Origin of the sequence: Geomicrobium sediminis, assembly GCF_016908595.1 — a bacterium.
Lineage (GTDB): Bacteria > Bacillota > Bacilli > Bacillales > Marinococcaceae > Geomicrobium_A > Geomicrobium_A sediminis.
In genome coordinates this window covers 55724-69427 of the sequence record NZ_JAFBEC010000006.1, presented here as the reverse complement: position 1 = coordinate 69427, position 13704 = coordinate 55724, and the positions used below count along the sequence as shown (strand labels likewise).

Annotated in this window: 18 protein-coding genes; 2 read left to right on the top strand and 16 right to left on the bottom strand. The window is 40.0% G+C overall.

Going from position 1 to position 13704, the window contains the following annotated elements; genetic code table 11:
• The first annotated feature begins 47 nt into the window (after positions 1-47).
• Positions 48-389 carry a YolD-like family protein gene (locus JOD17_RS10875; RefSeq protein WP_204697706.1) on the top strand — a complete coding sequence of 114 codons (342 nt, stop codon included), beginning with the start codon at positions 48-50 and terminating at the stop codon, positions 387-389.
• A 3-nt stretch (positions 390-392) separates the two neighbouring features.
• Here the strand turns inward: JOD17_RS10875 and JOD17_RS10870 are convergent, their stop codons facing one another.
• The 11 genes from JOD17_RS10870 to JOD17_RS10820 form a co-directional block, all read right to left on the bottom strand.
• A complete protein-coding gene (locus JOD17_RS10870) occupies positions 393-1160 on the bottom strand; it encodes an ABC transporter permease (protein WP_204697705.1) in 768 nt (255 codons plus the stop codon).
• Positions 1157-1885, bottom strand: a complete 729-nt coding sequence (locus JOD17_RS10865; protein WP_204697704.1) for an ABC transporter ATP-binding protein — start codon at positions 1883-1885, stop codon at positions 1157-1159. Before JOD17_RS10865 ends, JOD17_RS10870 begins: the two co-directional genes overlap by 4 nt.
• A 245-nt stretch (positions 1886-2130) precedes the next feature.
• Positions 2131-2346 (bottom strand): helix-turn-helix transcriptional regulator, encoded by a 216-nt coding sequence (locus JOD17_RS10860; RefSeq protein ID WP_204697703.1) that lies wholly within the window; start codon positions 2344-2346, stop codon positions 2131-2133.
• Positions 2347-2356: 10 nt separating this feature from the next.
• Complete coding sequence (locus JOD17_RS10855; protein ID WP_204697702.1) at positions 2357-2632, bottom strand: hypothetical protein; 276 nt, start codon at positions 2630-2632, stop codon at positions 2357-2359.
• 151 nt (positions 2633-2783) lie between these two features.
• Complete coding sequence (locus JOD17_RS10850; RefSeq protein ID WP_204697701.1) at positions 2784-4151, bottom strand: CitMHS family transporter; 1368 nt, start codon at positions 4149-4151, stop codon at positions 2784-2786.
• A 220-nt stretch (positions 4152-4371) separates the two neighbouring features.
• Positions 4372-5049 carry a response regulator gene (locus tag JOD17_RS10845; protein ID WP_204697700.1) on the bottom strand — a complete coding sequence of 226 codons (678 nt, stop codon included), beginning with the start codon at positions 5047-5049 and terminating at the stop codon, positions 4372-4374.
• Positions 5027-6619 carry an ATP-binding protein gene (locus JOD17_RS10840; RefSeq protein WP_239575464.1) on the bottom strand — a complete coding sequence of 531 codons (1593 nt, stop codon included), beginning with the start codon at positions 6617-6619 and terminating at the stop codon, positions 5027-5029. Before JOD17_RS10840 ends, JOD17_RS10845 begins: the two co-directional genes overlap by 23 nt.
• A 159-nt stretch (positions 6620-6778) precedes the next feature.
• Complete coding sequence (yqeK, locus tag JOD17_RS10835; protein WP_204697696.1) at positions 6779-7399, bottom strand: bis(5'-nucleosyl)-tetraphosphatase (symmetrical) YqeK; 621 nt, start codon at positions 7397-7399, stop codon at positions 6779-6781.
• A 15-nt stretch (positions 7400-7414) separates the two neighbouring features.
• Entirely contained in the window at positions 7415-8173 is a 759-nt protein-coding gene (locus tag JOD17_RS10830; protein ID WP_204697694.1) for a GNAT family N-acetyltransferase, read from the bottom strand.
• Between the two features lie 4 nt (positions 8174-8177).
• On the bottom strand, positions 8178-8750 hold the full coding sequence (locus JOD17_RS10825) for a DUF2087 domain-containing protein (protein WP_204697693.1): 573 nt from the start codon (positions 8748-8750) through the stop codon (positions 8178-8180).
• Positions 8751-8843: 93 nt separating this feature from the next.
• On the bottom strand, positions 8844-9365 hold the full coding sequence (locus tag JOD17_RS10820; RefSeq protein ID WP_204697692.1) for a D-glycero-alpha-D-manno-heptose-1,7-bisphosphate 7-phosphatase: 522 nt from the start codon (positions 9363-9365) through the stop codon (positions 8844-8846).
• Between the two features lie 58 nt (positions 9366-9423).
• On the opposite strand from JOD17_RS10820, the gene JOD17_RS10815 reads away from it, so the two are divergent.
• Positions 9424-9642 carry a hypothetical protein gene (locus JOD17_RS10815; RefSeq protein WP_204697691.1) on the top strand — a complete coding sequence of 73 codons (219 nt, stop codon included), beginning with the start codon at positions 9424-9426 and terminating at the stop codon, positions 9640-9642.
• A 72-nt stretch (positions 9643-9714) separates the two neighbouring features.
• On the opposite strand, the gene JOD17_RS10810 is transcribed toward JOD17_RS10815, so the two are convergent.
• The 5 genes from JOD17_RS10810 to JOD17_RS10790 all read right to left on the bottom strand — a co-directional run bounded on the left by JOD17_RS10810 (position 9715) and on the right by JOD17_RS10790 (position 13541).
• Complete coding sequence (locus JOD17_RS10810) at positions 9715-10545, bottom strand: DUF368 domain-containing protein (protein WP_204697690.1); 831 nt, start codon at positions 10543-10545, stop codon at positions 9715-9717.
• 47 nt (positions 10546-10592) lie between these two features.
• Positions 10593-11096, bottom strand: coding sequence for a GNAT family N-acetyltransferase (locus JOD17_RS10805; protein ID WP_204697689.1), 504 nt, complete (start codon positions 11094-11096; stop codon positions 10593-10595).
• 356 nt (positions 11097-11452) lie between these two features.
• Positions 11453-11938, bottom strand: a complete 486-nt coding sequence (locus tag JOD17_RS10800; protein WP_204697688.1) for a tetratricopeptide repeat protein — start codon at positions 11936-11938, stop codon at positions 11453-11455.
• Between the two features lie 18 nt (positions 11939-11956).
• The gene (locus tag JOD17_RS10795; RefSeq protein WP_204697687.1) at positions 11957-13174 is read right to left on the bottom strand and encodes an aminopeptidase; all 1218 of its coding nucleotides are present in this window, start codon (positions 13172-13174) and stop codon (positions 11957-11959) included.
• Between the two features lie 106 nt (positions 13175-13280).
• A complete protein-coding gene (locus JOD17_RS10790) occupies positions 13281-13541 on the bottom strand; it encodes a hypothetical protein (protein ID WP_204697686.1) in 261 nt (86 codons plus the stop codon).
• Between the last annotated feature and the right edge of the window lie 163 nt (positions 13542-13704).

Sequence of the window (13704 nt, the reverse complement as noted above, 5' to 3'; positions counted from 1 at the left end):
ACTAAAGATCATGCTAAAATGAGAACAAATGTTCTGGAGGGCGTGCAATGAATAAGCTTACACCCGGTGGCAACATGCGATGGGAATCGATGCGGATGATTTTACCTGAACACCGCGAAGCATGGCTTAAACACCAAGAAGAGAACAAAAAGGTTCAACAACCTACTCTGGATGAACAACATTGGCAAGAATTCGAGTATATTCTTTCAGAAGCGATGGAGTATCACCAGTTGTTAACGTTTATCTTCTGGTATGATGGTCACTTTTACGAAATCATCGGTCATTGCCATTTTATAAATAACACCCAGAAGCAATTTCACATCCTTACCGTCGATGAAGAGATCCATTACTTAAAGTTTGACGTCTTGATCAGCCTTTCTTTGCACTAAACGTTAAGCTCCACGGTTATGTTGTTTTTTTATGAATTGCATTCGATTATTAAAGAGGGTTGGATAAGAGAAGTAACCGAGCATAATGCTTGTAATTACGGCGGTCGTTAACAATAAGAATAAGATGAGTAATTGGAACATCACTGCCTGAACCGGATCCGCACCGGCAATGATTTGCCCGCTCATCATGCCTGGCAATTGCACAAGACCGATCGTCTTCTGAGCTTCAATCGTCGGAATAATGCTTGCTTTAATCGACGTTACTAAAGGACGATGCACCGCTTGCTTTGGTGTCCCCCCAAGCGATAAGATTAATTCCGTCTCGTCATGCCTTGACGCTACCTCAGCTGTAAAACGATTAAGAAAGAGTATTCCAAGCACCATGGAATTCCCTATTACCATACCGCTAATTGGGATGATGTACTGAGCAGTCGCTGGAATAATATTGAGGCTTAAGAGAATGGCTTGTGTTAGCACTTGCACGAATAGAAATGTAACAATTAACTTCCATGTAATTCCTGGAATACTAGACCCTTTTTTCCTTGCGTTCTCCGTAGCAGCACCGATCATTAAAACAATCATTAAGACAATATACAATATGCTTTCTGAATCAAATACAAACTGCAACAAGTACCCGACGGCAAGTAATTGAACAATCGAACGAACGGTTGCGACGATCGTATCTCTCTCAAGACCAAGATTTAACGTCTTTGAAAGCACGAGTGGAATTGCAACAAAAACGAGGGCAATCACAAGTGTTAGGAAGCTCATTCGACTTCCCCCTTCACAAAACGTCGAACGTCTTCATTTTCCGGGTTACGAAGGAGATTACTCGGTCCTGACTCTACCAACTTGCCATCCATCATGACCCACGTGTACGTCCCGATCTGTAATGCTTGGTCGAGATGATGCGTAATCCAAATAACCGTCGTTTTGTAGTGTTGATTAATATGTACGATAAGCTCTTCAATCTCTTGCGTCGACACACGATCCAATGACGATGTAATCTCATCTAATAACAAGATTTTAGGGCGATTTACGAGCGTCCGCGCAATCGACACCCGTTGCTTTTGTCCACCAGACAAATCGTGACTATTCCGTGTTAGAAACTCTTTTCCTAACCCAACCACTTTAATATACTCCTCGGCTTCGTTGTCAGTCAGTGATTCTCCTTGTAGCGCTCTTGGTAGCTCCAAATTATCCCTTACCGTTCCTGCTATCATCGTTGCGCTTTGCAACACAATACCGATCTCTCGTCGTAACTGCACCGGTTCATAGTCATCGATTGCAATCCCATCGATCCATATGCCACCTGAACTCGCCGATAAGAGACCATTACATAAACGAAACAATGTCGATTTCCCAGCACCAGAAGGGCCAACTAACGTTGTAATCCCACCTCGTACAAATGAGCCTGTAATTGACTTGAGTATCGTCAATTCCTTTGTTGCAAAGTTCACTTCATGAAACTGAATTGCAGCTTCGTCTTCCTTCATGCTGTCACTTCCTTTTGCATTTAACCCGCTACCTACCATTCACTTTATTCTCTCGTTCAAAGTAAAATTTATCCACTATCTTCCTGAATCTATTCTACTCTTAAAGTTAAAAAAAAACGCCATGTTGGCGTAAATAATATCAAGCTAACAACTGGTAAACGTAATATCCAGCTACACCGCCACCAATTAATGAGATTGTCGTAACGATATAAAACGCTTTTGGGCTCATCTAACTCCTCCTATTATTAAGCTTCTTCACTGTTCCCGCTTCCTTCATTCGGAAAAACGTCTTCAACTGAAACATTAAAATAGTTTGCAATCGTATATGCTAACTCAAGCGTTAGCTTGTATTTCTTCTTCTCTATTGAAATAATCGTTTGACGGCTGACCCCAATATGTTCTGCTAATTGTGCTTGTGATAGATCATGCATCGCACGAAATACTTTAAGTTTATTGTTCATTATTTTCTCCTTAGACGACATAACGATGAAAGACAAAAACGAGCATAGCATGTAGCATAACGATACTTGCTAAAGCGAGTAACGCAGTATCTGTAAAGTTAGCGAACTGTCCTGTTTCATACATCACCAAAAACAATGCCGAAGCAACGAGACCGACAAAAAAGGAAATGCTGCTCGCTTTACCTACAACAGCTCTTGAACGTTCATCTCGCCAATCATTATAGTAAGCTATAAAAAGTAGTGAACCAATCACTATAGCCAATGCAACCCCATTAAACACTGTCATTCTATCCCTCCCTTGATTCAACACCAGTGTACTAATCTTCAAACATTATGTAAAGTATACTTAACATAATGTAGCGATTATTCGACAAACAAAAAAATAGATTCACACGTTTGATTGTGTGAATCTATTTCAAAAGAAACCTTTATTATGTTTAAATGATTCCCATAAGAATTCCAAGAATGATCATAATAATGCTGAATCCCCACATCCAGAAGAATGAGTAGCGGATGTGTTGTCCCATATTCGCTCCAGCTAAACCGACACCTAACCATAGCGCAGGAGAGAACGGGCTGACAAATGTACCGATAATATTTCCAGTAAGCATCGCGTAAGCCGTTGACGTTGACTCGATTCCCTGTGTACTTGCGATTGAATCCACAATTGGAAGCAAAGCGAAGTAATACGCATCTGTACTTGTCAGAAGATCCATCGGTACCCCAAACATCGCAACAATAATATGAATATAAGGAACGACGAACTCTGGCATTACACTAATAGTTGCAAGTGCAATGTTCTCTAGCATACCTGAATTGTCTAAGATTCCTAAGAATACACCCGCTGCCAAAATAACAGCTGCCATCATTAATGCACTTGGTGCGTGCGCTTTCACTCTTCCCATTTGATCATTCACCGTTGCATAGTTAATTGGAAGAGCAATCGCTACCCCTAACATAAATGCGTACTGTGGTGGTAAAAGCGACGAGATCATCGTTGCTAACACTGCGATCGTTAACAATAAGTTGATCCAAATAATCGCTGGATGCTTGCGTGGTTGTTCACTTGCAGCCGCCATTTCTTCATTTTGGCGTTTCACAAACTCATCAGCAATTCCTTTTACGTTGACATTTTCATTCAACGTAATTTCGCCTGCTTTAACCCGCTTTTCAATTCTTCTTTTCTCTCTAATTCCTAATAACGTTGCAAGTCCTAGTATTAATACAAGACCAGCAATTTGTAATGGAATAAGTGGCAAATAGAAAGAAACTGGATCGGTTCCAATAACAGAAGCCGCTCTTGCTGCTGGACCACCCCAAGGAATCATGTTTACGACTCCAGCACTGAGTGCAATTAGTAAAAGCAACAAGTATCGACTCATATGTAGCTCTTTATATAGTGGCAATAATGCCGGAATTGAGATTAAAAATGTTGATGCACCCGCGCCATCAATTTGAGCAACCATTCCAATGATAGCGGTTGCAATGGCGACAACAACAACGTTACCTCTAGTTACAAGAATCATTGACCGCACAAACGGATTAAACAATCCACTATCTTGCATAATACCAAAGAAAATAATCGCAAAGATGAACATAACAACTACGCCCATCACTTGACTTGTACCCGCTTCTAAAAACTCTGTAATCTCTGCAAAATTAAAGCCAGCAATCAAAGCACCGAGAATTGGGATTAATGTCATCCCTACAATCGGGCTGATTTTCCCCCAAATTAATAGACCGACAATTAGAAAGATAATCGCTAAACCGACAACAGTTAGCCAAATCGAAACATCTGGTTGCATTTGAAATCCCCCTACATTGGTTACATTCCGACATTCTAGTAAAACGCTTTCAATACTAGTCACTATAAGGGAATAGAAATATAGCGTCAATATAATCTGAATAAAATGATTGTTGAAACCATTGATTGTAATTATGTAGGGTTTTATAGAGTTTTGTTCATTTTGTTCACAGAATCTTGTTTTTCGGATATAACAATAGCCGTTGTAGAATCTACAACGGCTATTTCAAGAAATATTTGCGTTCTGGTCTACCTACAACACCATATACCGGCATAGCCACAGCACGTTCTAACTGAATTAAGTATTCCAAATATCTTCTCGCTGTGGTGCGAGATGCACCAAGCTTTTCACCCATTTCCTCTGCTGTGATTCCTTCTACCATTGATTTTAATAATTGTTGAACATGGTGTAAGGTCATCCCATCAATTCCTTTAGGTAAGTCGCTAAAATCACTGCTCTCTGGCTTTAATGACCTTTCGAGCAACTGATCAATATGTTCTTGATCAAAAGGAGCCAATCGATTCATCACGTTAAAGTACGTAATGTAATTTGCTAACGACTTTTCCAATCGCTCAAACGAATGGCTTTTAATGATATAGTCATACACCCCGTATCGAATTGCCTTTTGCACATGATCTCGTTCATCTGAAGCTGTAATCACAATGATATCAACATTTGGTGCCGCAGACTTCACGTCCAAGATTTGTTCAACGCCAAGCCCATCTGGCAAGTATAAGTCTAATAAAATTAAGTCAATCGTTTGCTCTCTTATTTGACTCATCATCGCTTGCACGTTCGACGCTTTACCAACACACTCAAATGATGAGAACTGACTGACAAGTGATTCATGGACATTTGCGACACGAAAATCATCCTCACAGATGAGCACTCGAATCATCGTTTTGACCTCCTCTTAACTGTTTAGGTAAATAGATAGTAACTACCGTCGTTTCGCCTTGGAAGCGATGATACTCCAAGAAACCTCCGTATTCCCCAACCAATGCTTGTACGATGGCAAGGCCATATCCTCTTTTTTGACCTTTCGTTGAATAGCCCTTTTCAATCACACGATCCAAGTCATCTGATAGCCCTTGTCCATTGTCCGTAACTTCAAGAATAATATCTTTACCATAGTCTGAAATAGAGACAGATACAGCAGGTTGATGATGAGTAAGCGAAGCTTCTAATGCGTTATTAATTACATTACCGATAATGGAGATGATTTGTGACTCACCGATATGAGTTGGTAATTTCTCTAATCGACTTTCTCGATCTATTGAAAAATCTACCTTCAACTCAGAAGCACGCCCATATTTGCCAACAAGAATGGCTTGGATTGTCGTATCCTTAATGTAATTCGTGACAAGGTCATTCTGCTTATCTTTAGAGGATGTTTCGTGTGCGATAAACGATTTGGCCTCCTGAATAAGTCCAAGGTGCATGTATCCAGAAAGTGTGTACAACTTATTCGTAAACTCGTGGTTTTGCGCCCTTAAGTCCTCTGAATAACTTTTAATGTCGGACAAAGTATTCGCCATCTCGATCATTTCGGTTTTATCTCGGAAACTGCTTACAACCCCTTGAATGTCATTACCGTGCATAATCGGTTGACGGTTGACAATAATCGTATGGCCGTTTATGAACAATTCATCGTTGTATTCTGCTTTCTTTGTATGAAGAACTCGCGGAATCTTCGTCTCTAATACAATCTCTTGGACAGGTCTACCGACAATTTCACCTGAAACATTTAGAATTTTACGCGCTGATGCATTGATCGACGTAATCAATCCACTAGAATCAACAGATATAATCCCTTCTCGAATTGCCGCAAATGTCGCCTCACGCTCATGATAGAGCGCACCAATTTCTTTAGGCTCGAGTCCGTACATGTCTTTTCGAATACTTCTTGATAAAAGCATACTTCCTAACGCCCCAATGACAACAATCACCGTTGTAATTAATACAATAACTCCGATACGCTGCCACATTTCAGCATGGATATCTTGAACGAGAAACCCAACAGAGACAACACCAATAATTTCACCCTCAGAACTATGTACCGGTGTTTTTCCACGCAAGGACATCCCCCTGGTTCCTTCTGCAACTGATACATACGATCTTCCTGCAATTAATGCCAAATCATTATCCCCACCAACCATGGCTTCACCAATTTTCCATTCATCGGGATGGGCGTAACGCTCGCCTTCATTGTTTCCAATAACAATAAACTCTGCATCCATATCTCTTTGATAATGATCGGCATACTGTTGTAATAATTCCGAAGGATTATCTTCTGAAAATGCGTCAACAACCTCAGGAGAATTAGCGATATGAACTGCTGAACTTAACGCTTGATCTCCAAGACGCTCATAAATGTTATGATATTCTATATAAGCTAAAAACGCTGCCATTGAGAGCGCAACAATAGCTATCAACCCTACCATTAATCCGAATATCTTCGTATGCATCTTCACTGCATACCAAGCCACCTTTTCGCTTGCGATTAAAATCATTCAGTCTTTTGTCAAAAATGATAACACGTTTGATTTTACCTTATTTTTTGTCATTATGACGAAAAAACATGCGCACATAAAAAAACCAAATCAATAGATTTGGTTTTCAAAGTATCACTCATTCGTAGCTTTCAGTCTTTCATATGCATCGCGAAGCCAAGGGTGAATAATTTTAAGCGATGGACTGTGATACAACTGGTCGATAAAATAAAATGACCCATACTCTAATGACTGTTGCATCGCTCTGCGCAACTCATCTCCATACGGAGGCTCTCCACCTTGATCCCATTTTAGTTTATCAGCAAGGAATACAATATGATCAAGCGCACTCGGCTTTTTATGCAATGTTGTGTGTGTTTCAATGGCGGTTAATACGTTTTGATCTTCAATGTGAAAAATTTCTTTAGCAATGACCTTACTAATCTTTTGATGAATGATCATAGGAACGGTGTGTTCTTCTTCATAAAGATCAATTTCTAATTTTGTTGCAACGCTCACTCTGTTTTCGTTCGGGATGATCCCACCAATATCGTGTAGCAACCCCGCACGAAACGCTCCATATGCATCTTCACCATAGGTTTTAGCCAATGCTTTTGCTTCACGAGCAACTTCCAAACTATGATCAAAGATCGGCACGCAATGATAAGCAACAAAGATCTTCTGTACTTGCGTTTCAAATGAATCTTCATCGTTTATGAGCCTACGAATCTCCTCAATGAGTGAAATGGTGATCACACCTCCCCTTGAATATTACAGACTATTCCTATAATAAAGATGGTAACGATTTACTTCACTGAATCCTAACCTTTTTGCAAGTTGCATCGAAGCTTCATTCCCCTCATCACAATCCCACATAGGTGTGATGTTCTGCTTTCTACATTCTTTTACAAACGCAAGTACAAGTGTAGATGCAAGCCCTTTACCTCTAGCACATTCTCGCGTGTAGATGTCGATATTGGCTTTTTCCCTACTTCGAAAAATGAACGTGCATTCCGCTAAAATCTCACCTTGCAAATCTTCAACGTAATAGCCAATCCCATACTTCTTATAAGCGTCTACACTTCCCCAGTGTTCAACGTAATAGTTCTCATTAAAACGCGGACTCTTTTCAATCGAATGCTCATCAATCGTACGAATTGATAAAGACAGTGAATCCCAAAGCTTGTCTCGATGATCCAGATGATACACGACCCTCGACATTTTCATTGTATCCTTTGATTGTATCTTTTCAAAACATGTGTCCCAGCGTATATTCGGTGAAAATAGTGTAAAACGCTGCTTACTTTTCTTCATATAAAACGAAGAAAATCCAAGAACAAAATGAGCGCCCGGTTCTCCATGTACGGTATACGTCCCGCTTTTAGTAGCAATAAGAACCGCCCGAGGTCGCTGGACCCGATCTGAGTACACAGCACCCTCAATGAACCCTTCAACAATTCCGAACGATTGTGTTGGGCACAAATCGTCGAGCAGATCCCTCGCTAATTTAGAGTCAATTTGTTCTAACATGAACCTACACCGGCCACATTTCAACTGGATTAAGTTCATAAATCCCATTGTCTCGGTACATAAAATGAGCCATCACAAACTCTCGTCTAACCGTTGCGTAATCTTCATAATACGTTTGAATATACTCATTAATCTCTTTTTCTTCATATGATTTCCCGTGCTCTAATCCACGAAGGATATGCTCTAAAAGAATGAGCTTTTTCTTCCGCTGTGCAGGCAACCGCTTAAATCGCCCAGTTTGGTCGGTGAAGTTCTGTATAATTTTTGCCTTTTCTTCTTGCGATACGGCGTATTGCTCATTCATTGCATTCCCTCCAACTTCAATAATAGCGTGTGTAAGACGCTCTAACTTACTTTCATTCAAATAATAATAGATCGTATTTTTATCGCGACGTTGATAGACAACATCAATGTCCTTAAGCTTCTTCAAATGGTGTGAGATCGTTGGTGCTTTTAAGCCTAACTTCCCAGCAATGGCTTGACCGTGAAGAGGTCCCGAACGCAACAAGCTAATGATTCGAATTCGCGTTTTGTCTCCGACGGTTTTATGAAAATTAACGATTTTATCAAGTTGCATCCTTCCACCCCTATCTAATTAGATTATAATCTAATTAGATAGTTATTTAAATAGTAATAAAAAAACTCTGAAGAACCTGCTTCAGAGTGCCCGCTATTTATCGTTTTTGTTTATTACAAATTGAAGATCACTAATCGTATCGATCAACGTAACATTCGGTTGCTCATTGGTTATACGAATGCCGTAACCTCGAACCCCTAGCCTTGTCGCTAAATCAACATCAGCCTTAGAATCACCTACAATAAAGGAGTGATCCAAACGAATCTCTGGATAGCTCGTTAACGCCTGTTCAATCATTCCGATGTTAGGTTTTATACACCTACAGCCTTCATCCCTTCTATGGGGACAATAAAAGACTTCTTGAATCGAGATGTTATGCTCTTTTAAGACATGAAGCATGCTACTATTTATTGCTTCGTATTGTTCATATGAAATGTACCCTTCATTAATCAAATACTGATTCGTAATGATCATAATACTATAACCTTGCTTTTGTATATGATCTAACGTTTCAATCGCTCCCTTAATAAATACAGGCTCCTTAACACCGGTCCACACATGATCCTCATAATCTTCAATAATCGTACCATCACGATCAAAGAATGCCACGTTCATAGAAACCAACTCCAATGATTGATATGTTATAATAATCACACAAATTAGGAGGGATACGTTGACATTATTCAAGTACCGACCTGTACGCCTCATCTGTTTATTTTTTGCATCTTACGGGTCATTAGTTTTGTTCCAATTACTATTTGGGGAGATTCGTTGGTTGAATAACCTGGGGTTATCCTTAACCGCGACTGCGTTTTACACACTCGTTGAATACCACGACCAGATTTTCAAAAAGTATGCTGCACAAAAGCAAGCGGAGAACAACCAAGACTAGCGATTAACTTGGCATCTTTCGTTGGAATACAAAAGAGCGGACAACTTATTTGCCCGCCCTCCAAATCGATCGTTACACTTTTTGCCTTTGACTAATCAAATACGAGAACAAGAACCCGATGATCAGAAGTAGCACACTCGCTATCATTTGGCCTATCGTCTCTGGTAAACCGATGTAAAGCACGATCACCGACCCCGCTAAAAGGCCAACAATCCCTGCGTACGTGCTTTGTCGGAAATGGATAATTAAGAAACGCACAAGCTTCCCTGTGATTAGAACACCAATCACTACACCAGCGCCTACTGCAATAATGACATCAATGTTCAACGACGTAATGGCATCGATCGCTGTGTAGTAAGCGCCCAGGATCATAAGAATTAACGCACCGCTAATCCCCGGTAAGACAAGTGCCGTACTCGCCAGCCAGCCCGAAAAGAATAAGAACAGGTAATCTGTAAATACCAAATCCGTCATTACCGATTCATCATAGCCTAAGAAATTGTTCAAGAAGACGAGTAGTACAAAAAACAACACCATAATTACATAGTGTTTCACTTGATAAGGAACACTTTTCAGCTGATCAGTGTGACGCTTACCGCTATACCATATAAACGGTAGCATCCCGATGACAAGTCCTATAAATAAAAAGTGTGTCGGAACCGTGTAGTTTATTAAAAAGAACTCTACAACTTGTATTGACAATAAAAAACCAATGACAATCCCGATTCCAACAGGGATTAAGTATAGAACACCGCGTCTAATATACTTAGACGTAAGGTCGCTAATTGAACCAATCACATTTTCATAAATGCCTACTAGCATTGCAATCGTACTGCTACTTACACCTGGCACCGTCTCTACCATACCCATTGCGATGCCTTTCCATATGTTTTTCCAGTTCATCCGATTCTCCTTCGTGAATGTGCGAGACTTTATGCCATAGAAAATTCTTACGTATACAAGAGTTTTGACATGATATATTCATTGTAAAACACATCGTCGATGCATAGCGACTTTCTTTTTTCACCTTCGATTGTAAATCCACATTTTCTATAAAGTCGTAGTGCTGCTTCATTTGTTGTGACGACACTTAACTCCAATCGCGCGATCCCCTGCAGTTTCGCCCAACTGTCTATAAAGTTGAACAATCTATGTCCAATGCCCTGTCCTCTGTAAGAGTCCAATACACCAATTACTAAACGAACAGAGTGCTTTGTTCTCTGAACTTCTCCACCAATAGCAATTACATAACCAACGAGTTCATCTGCATCTTCAGCTAGCACAATCGTTGAATAATTATTAACTAGGAAATGTTGAACCATCGCTCTTTGTTTTTCAATCGTTAGGTTTCGTTCACCTGGTTCCATAAGCATAAATGATGCTTCTGATTCAACAGCTGAGATGAGTGTATGTAGTCGCTCAGCATCCTCAAGTAGAACTTCTCTTATTTGCATACGCTCCTCCCAATCCTGTCTTTGTAAGAACTAGCTCACATCTTGAGTTCATACATAAAGAAAAACGACGTTATCATTCTACTAAACTTTCTTATTTTATTATACGTCACCTAATTACATTCGTTTCATCTGTTCTCAAACTCTTTACAATTACTTCATAATAGAAGACACGTTAACTTAAGTCTCTTTGTCCCTAAGTTAATGTGTATACACTTTCGATTGTGTGACGTTCACTTCACCATGTCTACATCAAATGATTCCTCGACAACTTATAAGGACATTTGAATTCCAGCGGAAGTAATGACATTCCATAAGTTGTAAATATCAATGATTTCATTACTAATATGTATGACTAACTACCACACTTTATCTAATTGAGGCGCATAAAAATCAATTGCTCTTTTATAACGCAAAACCTCAGCGTCGTCCGTCGTGTCAGTGATGCACTTTAATAGTAATTGTGTTGAAGCTTCATAGTTTCCGAGATTGTACAATGTTAATGCGTGGAATACCTTTAATGCATAGTCATTAGGAAACGTTTCAATGCCTTTTCTTAACGTTTTATCAGATTCCTTATACATCCCAAGTGTGCGATATGTACTTCCTAATCCCAAGTACGCTCCTTGTAAGTCTTCGCTTGATAAGCCCTCTTGTATCGCTTTTTCATAATAGCCGACCGCTTCTCGCTCGTTCCCTTGTGAGTCACAATTCGAAGCATAATGATAATAAACGTCACCTTGGCAATTCGTGTGACTCATAATGTCTCTAAGAATATCGTTTGATTCCGCAAACTTTCCTTGCTTTTGAAGTTCTAGTGCTGCTTCTAGTTGCTTTTCGCTCATTGTTATCTCTCCTATGTTTTATATCGTAAAGCACCACTCACCGTTTTTCATAATAAGAACCTTCTTATTGTTACGCACGCCATACACATCCATAACTTCATCACCAATCATCACGTCTTGATGAATTGCCGACTCGTTCATTCCAATAGCATCTCGCTCACTTGCGTTCATCGACACTCCTCGTACCACATTGCTAGCGTACGCTTGGCCAAACGCGATGTGAGAAGCTGCATTTTCATCTAAAAGTGTACTGTTAAATACCACTCCCGCCTTGGCAACAGATGAGTGCTTACTAACGAGTGCAACTTCGCCAAGCCTCGATCCGCCATCATCGATTCCAATGAGATTCGCAAACTCTTCATTGTATGGGTCGAGTTTCACAACTTTGCCTTCCTGAAAGTAGAGCGTAACTCCTTCGATCAATTGACCGTTTAAGTTAAATGGCTTTGTTATCCGTACGTGACCAGAGACTCCCCATTTATCAGGCATTGTCCACACTTCTTCCACAGGAATATTTGATAAAAACATACGACCGTCGCTTGTTTTTTCAGTACCCCCAGTCCATACATGTTGCCTGACAAGACGTACGTATAGCTCTGTATAATCACTTTTAAATTCCAACGCATCAAATTGATAGGCATTTAACCGACTAGCAATTGATTTTAAAGTCACATCTTGACGATACCAAGATTTTACTGGATCTTTTTCATGCAATTTTACAATTTCATCTAGAAGGTCATTTAAACGTTGAAACGCCTGATCACTTTCTAAATTTGGAAAAAGTGAATTTGCCCACGCAATTGTCGGCGCGTTAACGACGACCCATTTGTTTCGATTTTCCATTCCAACTTTGCGAATCGGTGCCATCGCTTTTTCTTTAACTTCTTTAAGTGTGGCAACTTTTTTTCTCAACAAATTAGACTCTAGCTTTTCAAACGATGGTGCAGTTATTGAGATCGTGGAGTAACCAGCTTCTAGATCAGCCCACTCGGTTTGTACAAGCGAATCAGGATAATGATGCGTATACAGACTACATATGTAACGAGCTCGAGCAAGCTCAACTTCTGGATCACGCAAGTCTAGCTTTACATACACAGCACCTGACAAGTAAGCTTCTTTTGTTACTTCACGAACCAATGGCAAATGTTCAGGGTTGAAGTTCACTTTAACAAGATCACCAGACTGCACAGCAATTCCATTTTGAACAATCACCTTTGCATACTTAGATAATTGCATTGAACACCCCACAAAAGAATATGGCTTCCTTCCACTTTCGCTAGACAGCACTTAATTCCTCTTATTCCATAACAAAGTAAGCTCGGCACAACACCGAGCTTACTTGTTATTGAATTCTTTGCACTGTCGTAACAGGAATTTCGTCTTTTTGTTCTGCTTCAATGTCATCGCTCTGATCCACACCAACCCAACCTTGTAGTGTGTCTCCTATTTGGAGTTCTCCTATTGAAATGATCTCCTCTTCTTCATCTAAGATAATCCCTGATTCAGGGTGAAGTTGAAGGATGATTTCTTCATTTGAATTCTGGGATAATGCTAGATGATGAAGAGCTTTATTGTCGTCTTCATTGCTCAAATGAAGATCCACAACCGCACCCTCTACTATTGGCTCGTCTGTGGGAGCAGGGCTCCCGAATGCACCACAAGCAGATAGAAAGACTGTTGTACTTATTAAGAATAGAATTGATTTACTTCGAATTGGTCGTCACCTGCCATCGTCGTCTTTTCTATTCGTCTCTACCCGCCTTAAT

Excerpts from the sequence above, each read along its gene's own strand:
- JOD17_RS10875 (WP_204697706.1), top strand. The coding sequence starts at position 48 with ATGAATAAGCTTACACCCGGTGGCAACATGCGATGGGAATCGATGCGG.
- JOD17_RS10870 (WP_204697705.1), bottom strand. The coding sequence starts at position 1,160 with ATGAGCTTCCTAACACTTGTGATTGCCCTCGTTTTTGTTGCAATTCCA.
- JOD17_RS10865 (WP_204697704.1), bottom strand. The coding sequence starts at position 1,885 with ATGAAGGAAGACGAAGCTGCAATTCAGTTTCATGAAGTGAACTTTGCA.
- JOD17_RS10860 (WP_204697703.1), bottom strand. The coding sequence starts at position 2,346 with ATGAACAATAAACTTAAAGTATTTCGTGCGATGCATGATCTATCACAA.
- JOD17_RS10855 (WP_204697702.1), bottom strand. The coding sequence starts at position 2,632 with ATGACAGTGTTTAATGGGGTTGCATTGGCTATAGTGATTGGTTCACTA.
- JOD17_RS10850 (WP_204697701.1), bottom strand. The coding sequence starts at position 4,151 with ATGCAACCAGATGTTTCGATTTGGCTAACTGTTGTCGGTTTAGCGATT.
- JOD17_RS10845 (WP_204697700.1), bottom strand. The coding sequence starts at position 5,049 with ATGATTCGAGTGCTCATCTGTGAGGATGATTTTCGTGTCGCAAATGTC.
- JOD17_RS10840 (WP_239575464.1), bottom strand. The coding sequence starts at position 6,619 with ATGCATACGAAGATATTCGGATTAATGGTAGGGTTGATAGCTATTGTT.
- JOD17_RS10830 (WP_204697694.1), bottom strand. The coding sequence starts at position 8,173 with ATGTTAGAACAAATTGACTCTAAATTAGCGAGGGATCTGCTCGACGAT.
- JOD17_RS10825 (WP_204697693.1), bottom strand. The coding sequence starts at position 8,750 with ATGCAACTTGATAAAATCGTTAATTTTCATAAAACCGTCGGAGACAAA.
- JOD17_RS10820 (WP_204697692.1), bottom strand. The coding sequence starts at position 9,365 with ATGAACGTGGCATTCTTTGATCGTGATGGTACGATTATTGAAGATTAT.
- JOD17_RS10810 (WP_204697690.1), bottom strand. The coding sequence starts at position 10,545 with ATGAACTGGAAAAACATATGGAAAGGCATCGCAATGGGTATGGTAGAG.
- JOD17_RS10805 (WP_204697689.1), bottom strand. The coding sequence starts at position 11,096 with ATGCAAATAAGAGAAGTTCTACTTGAGGATGCTGAGCGACTACATACA.
- JOD17_RS10800 (WP_204697688.1), bottom strand. The coding sequence starts at position 11,938 with ATGAGCGAAAAGCAACTAGAAGCAGCACTAGAACTTCAAAAGCAAGGA.
- JOD17_RS10795 (WP_204697687.1), bottom strand. The coding sequence starts at position 13,174 with ATGCAATTATCTAAGTATGCAAAGGTGATTGTTCAAAATGGAATTGCT.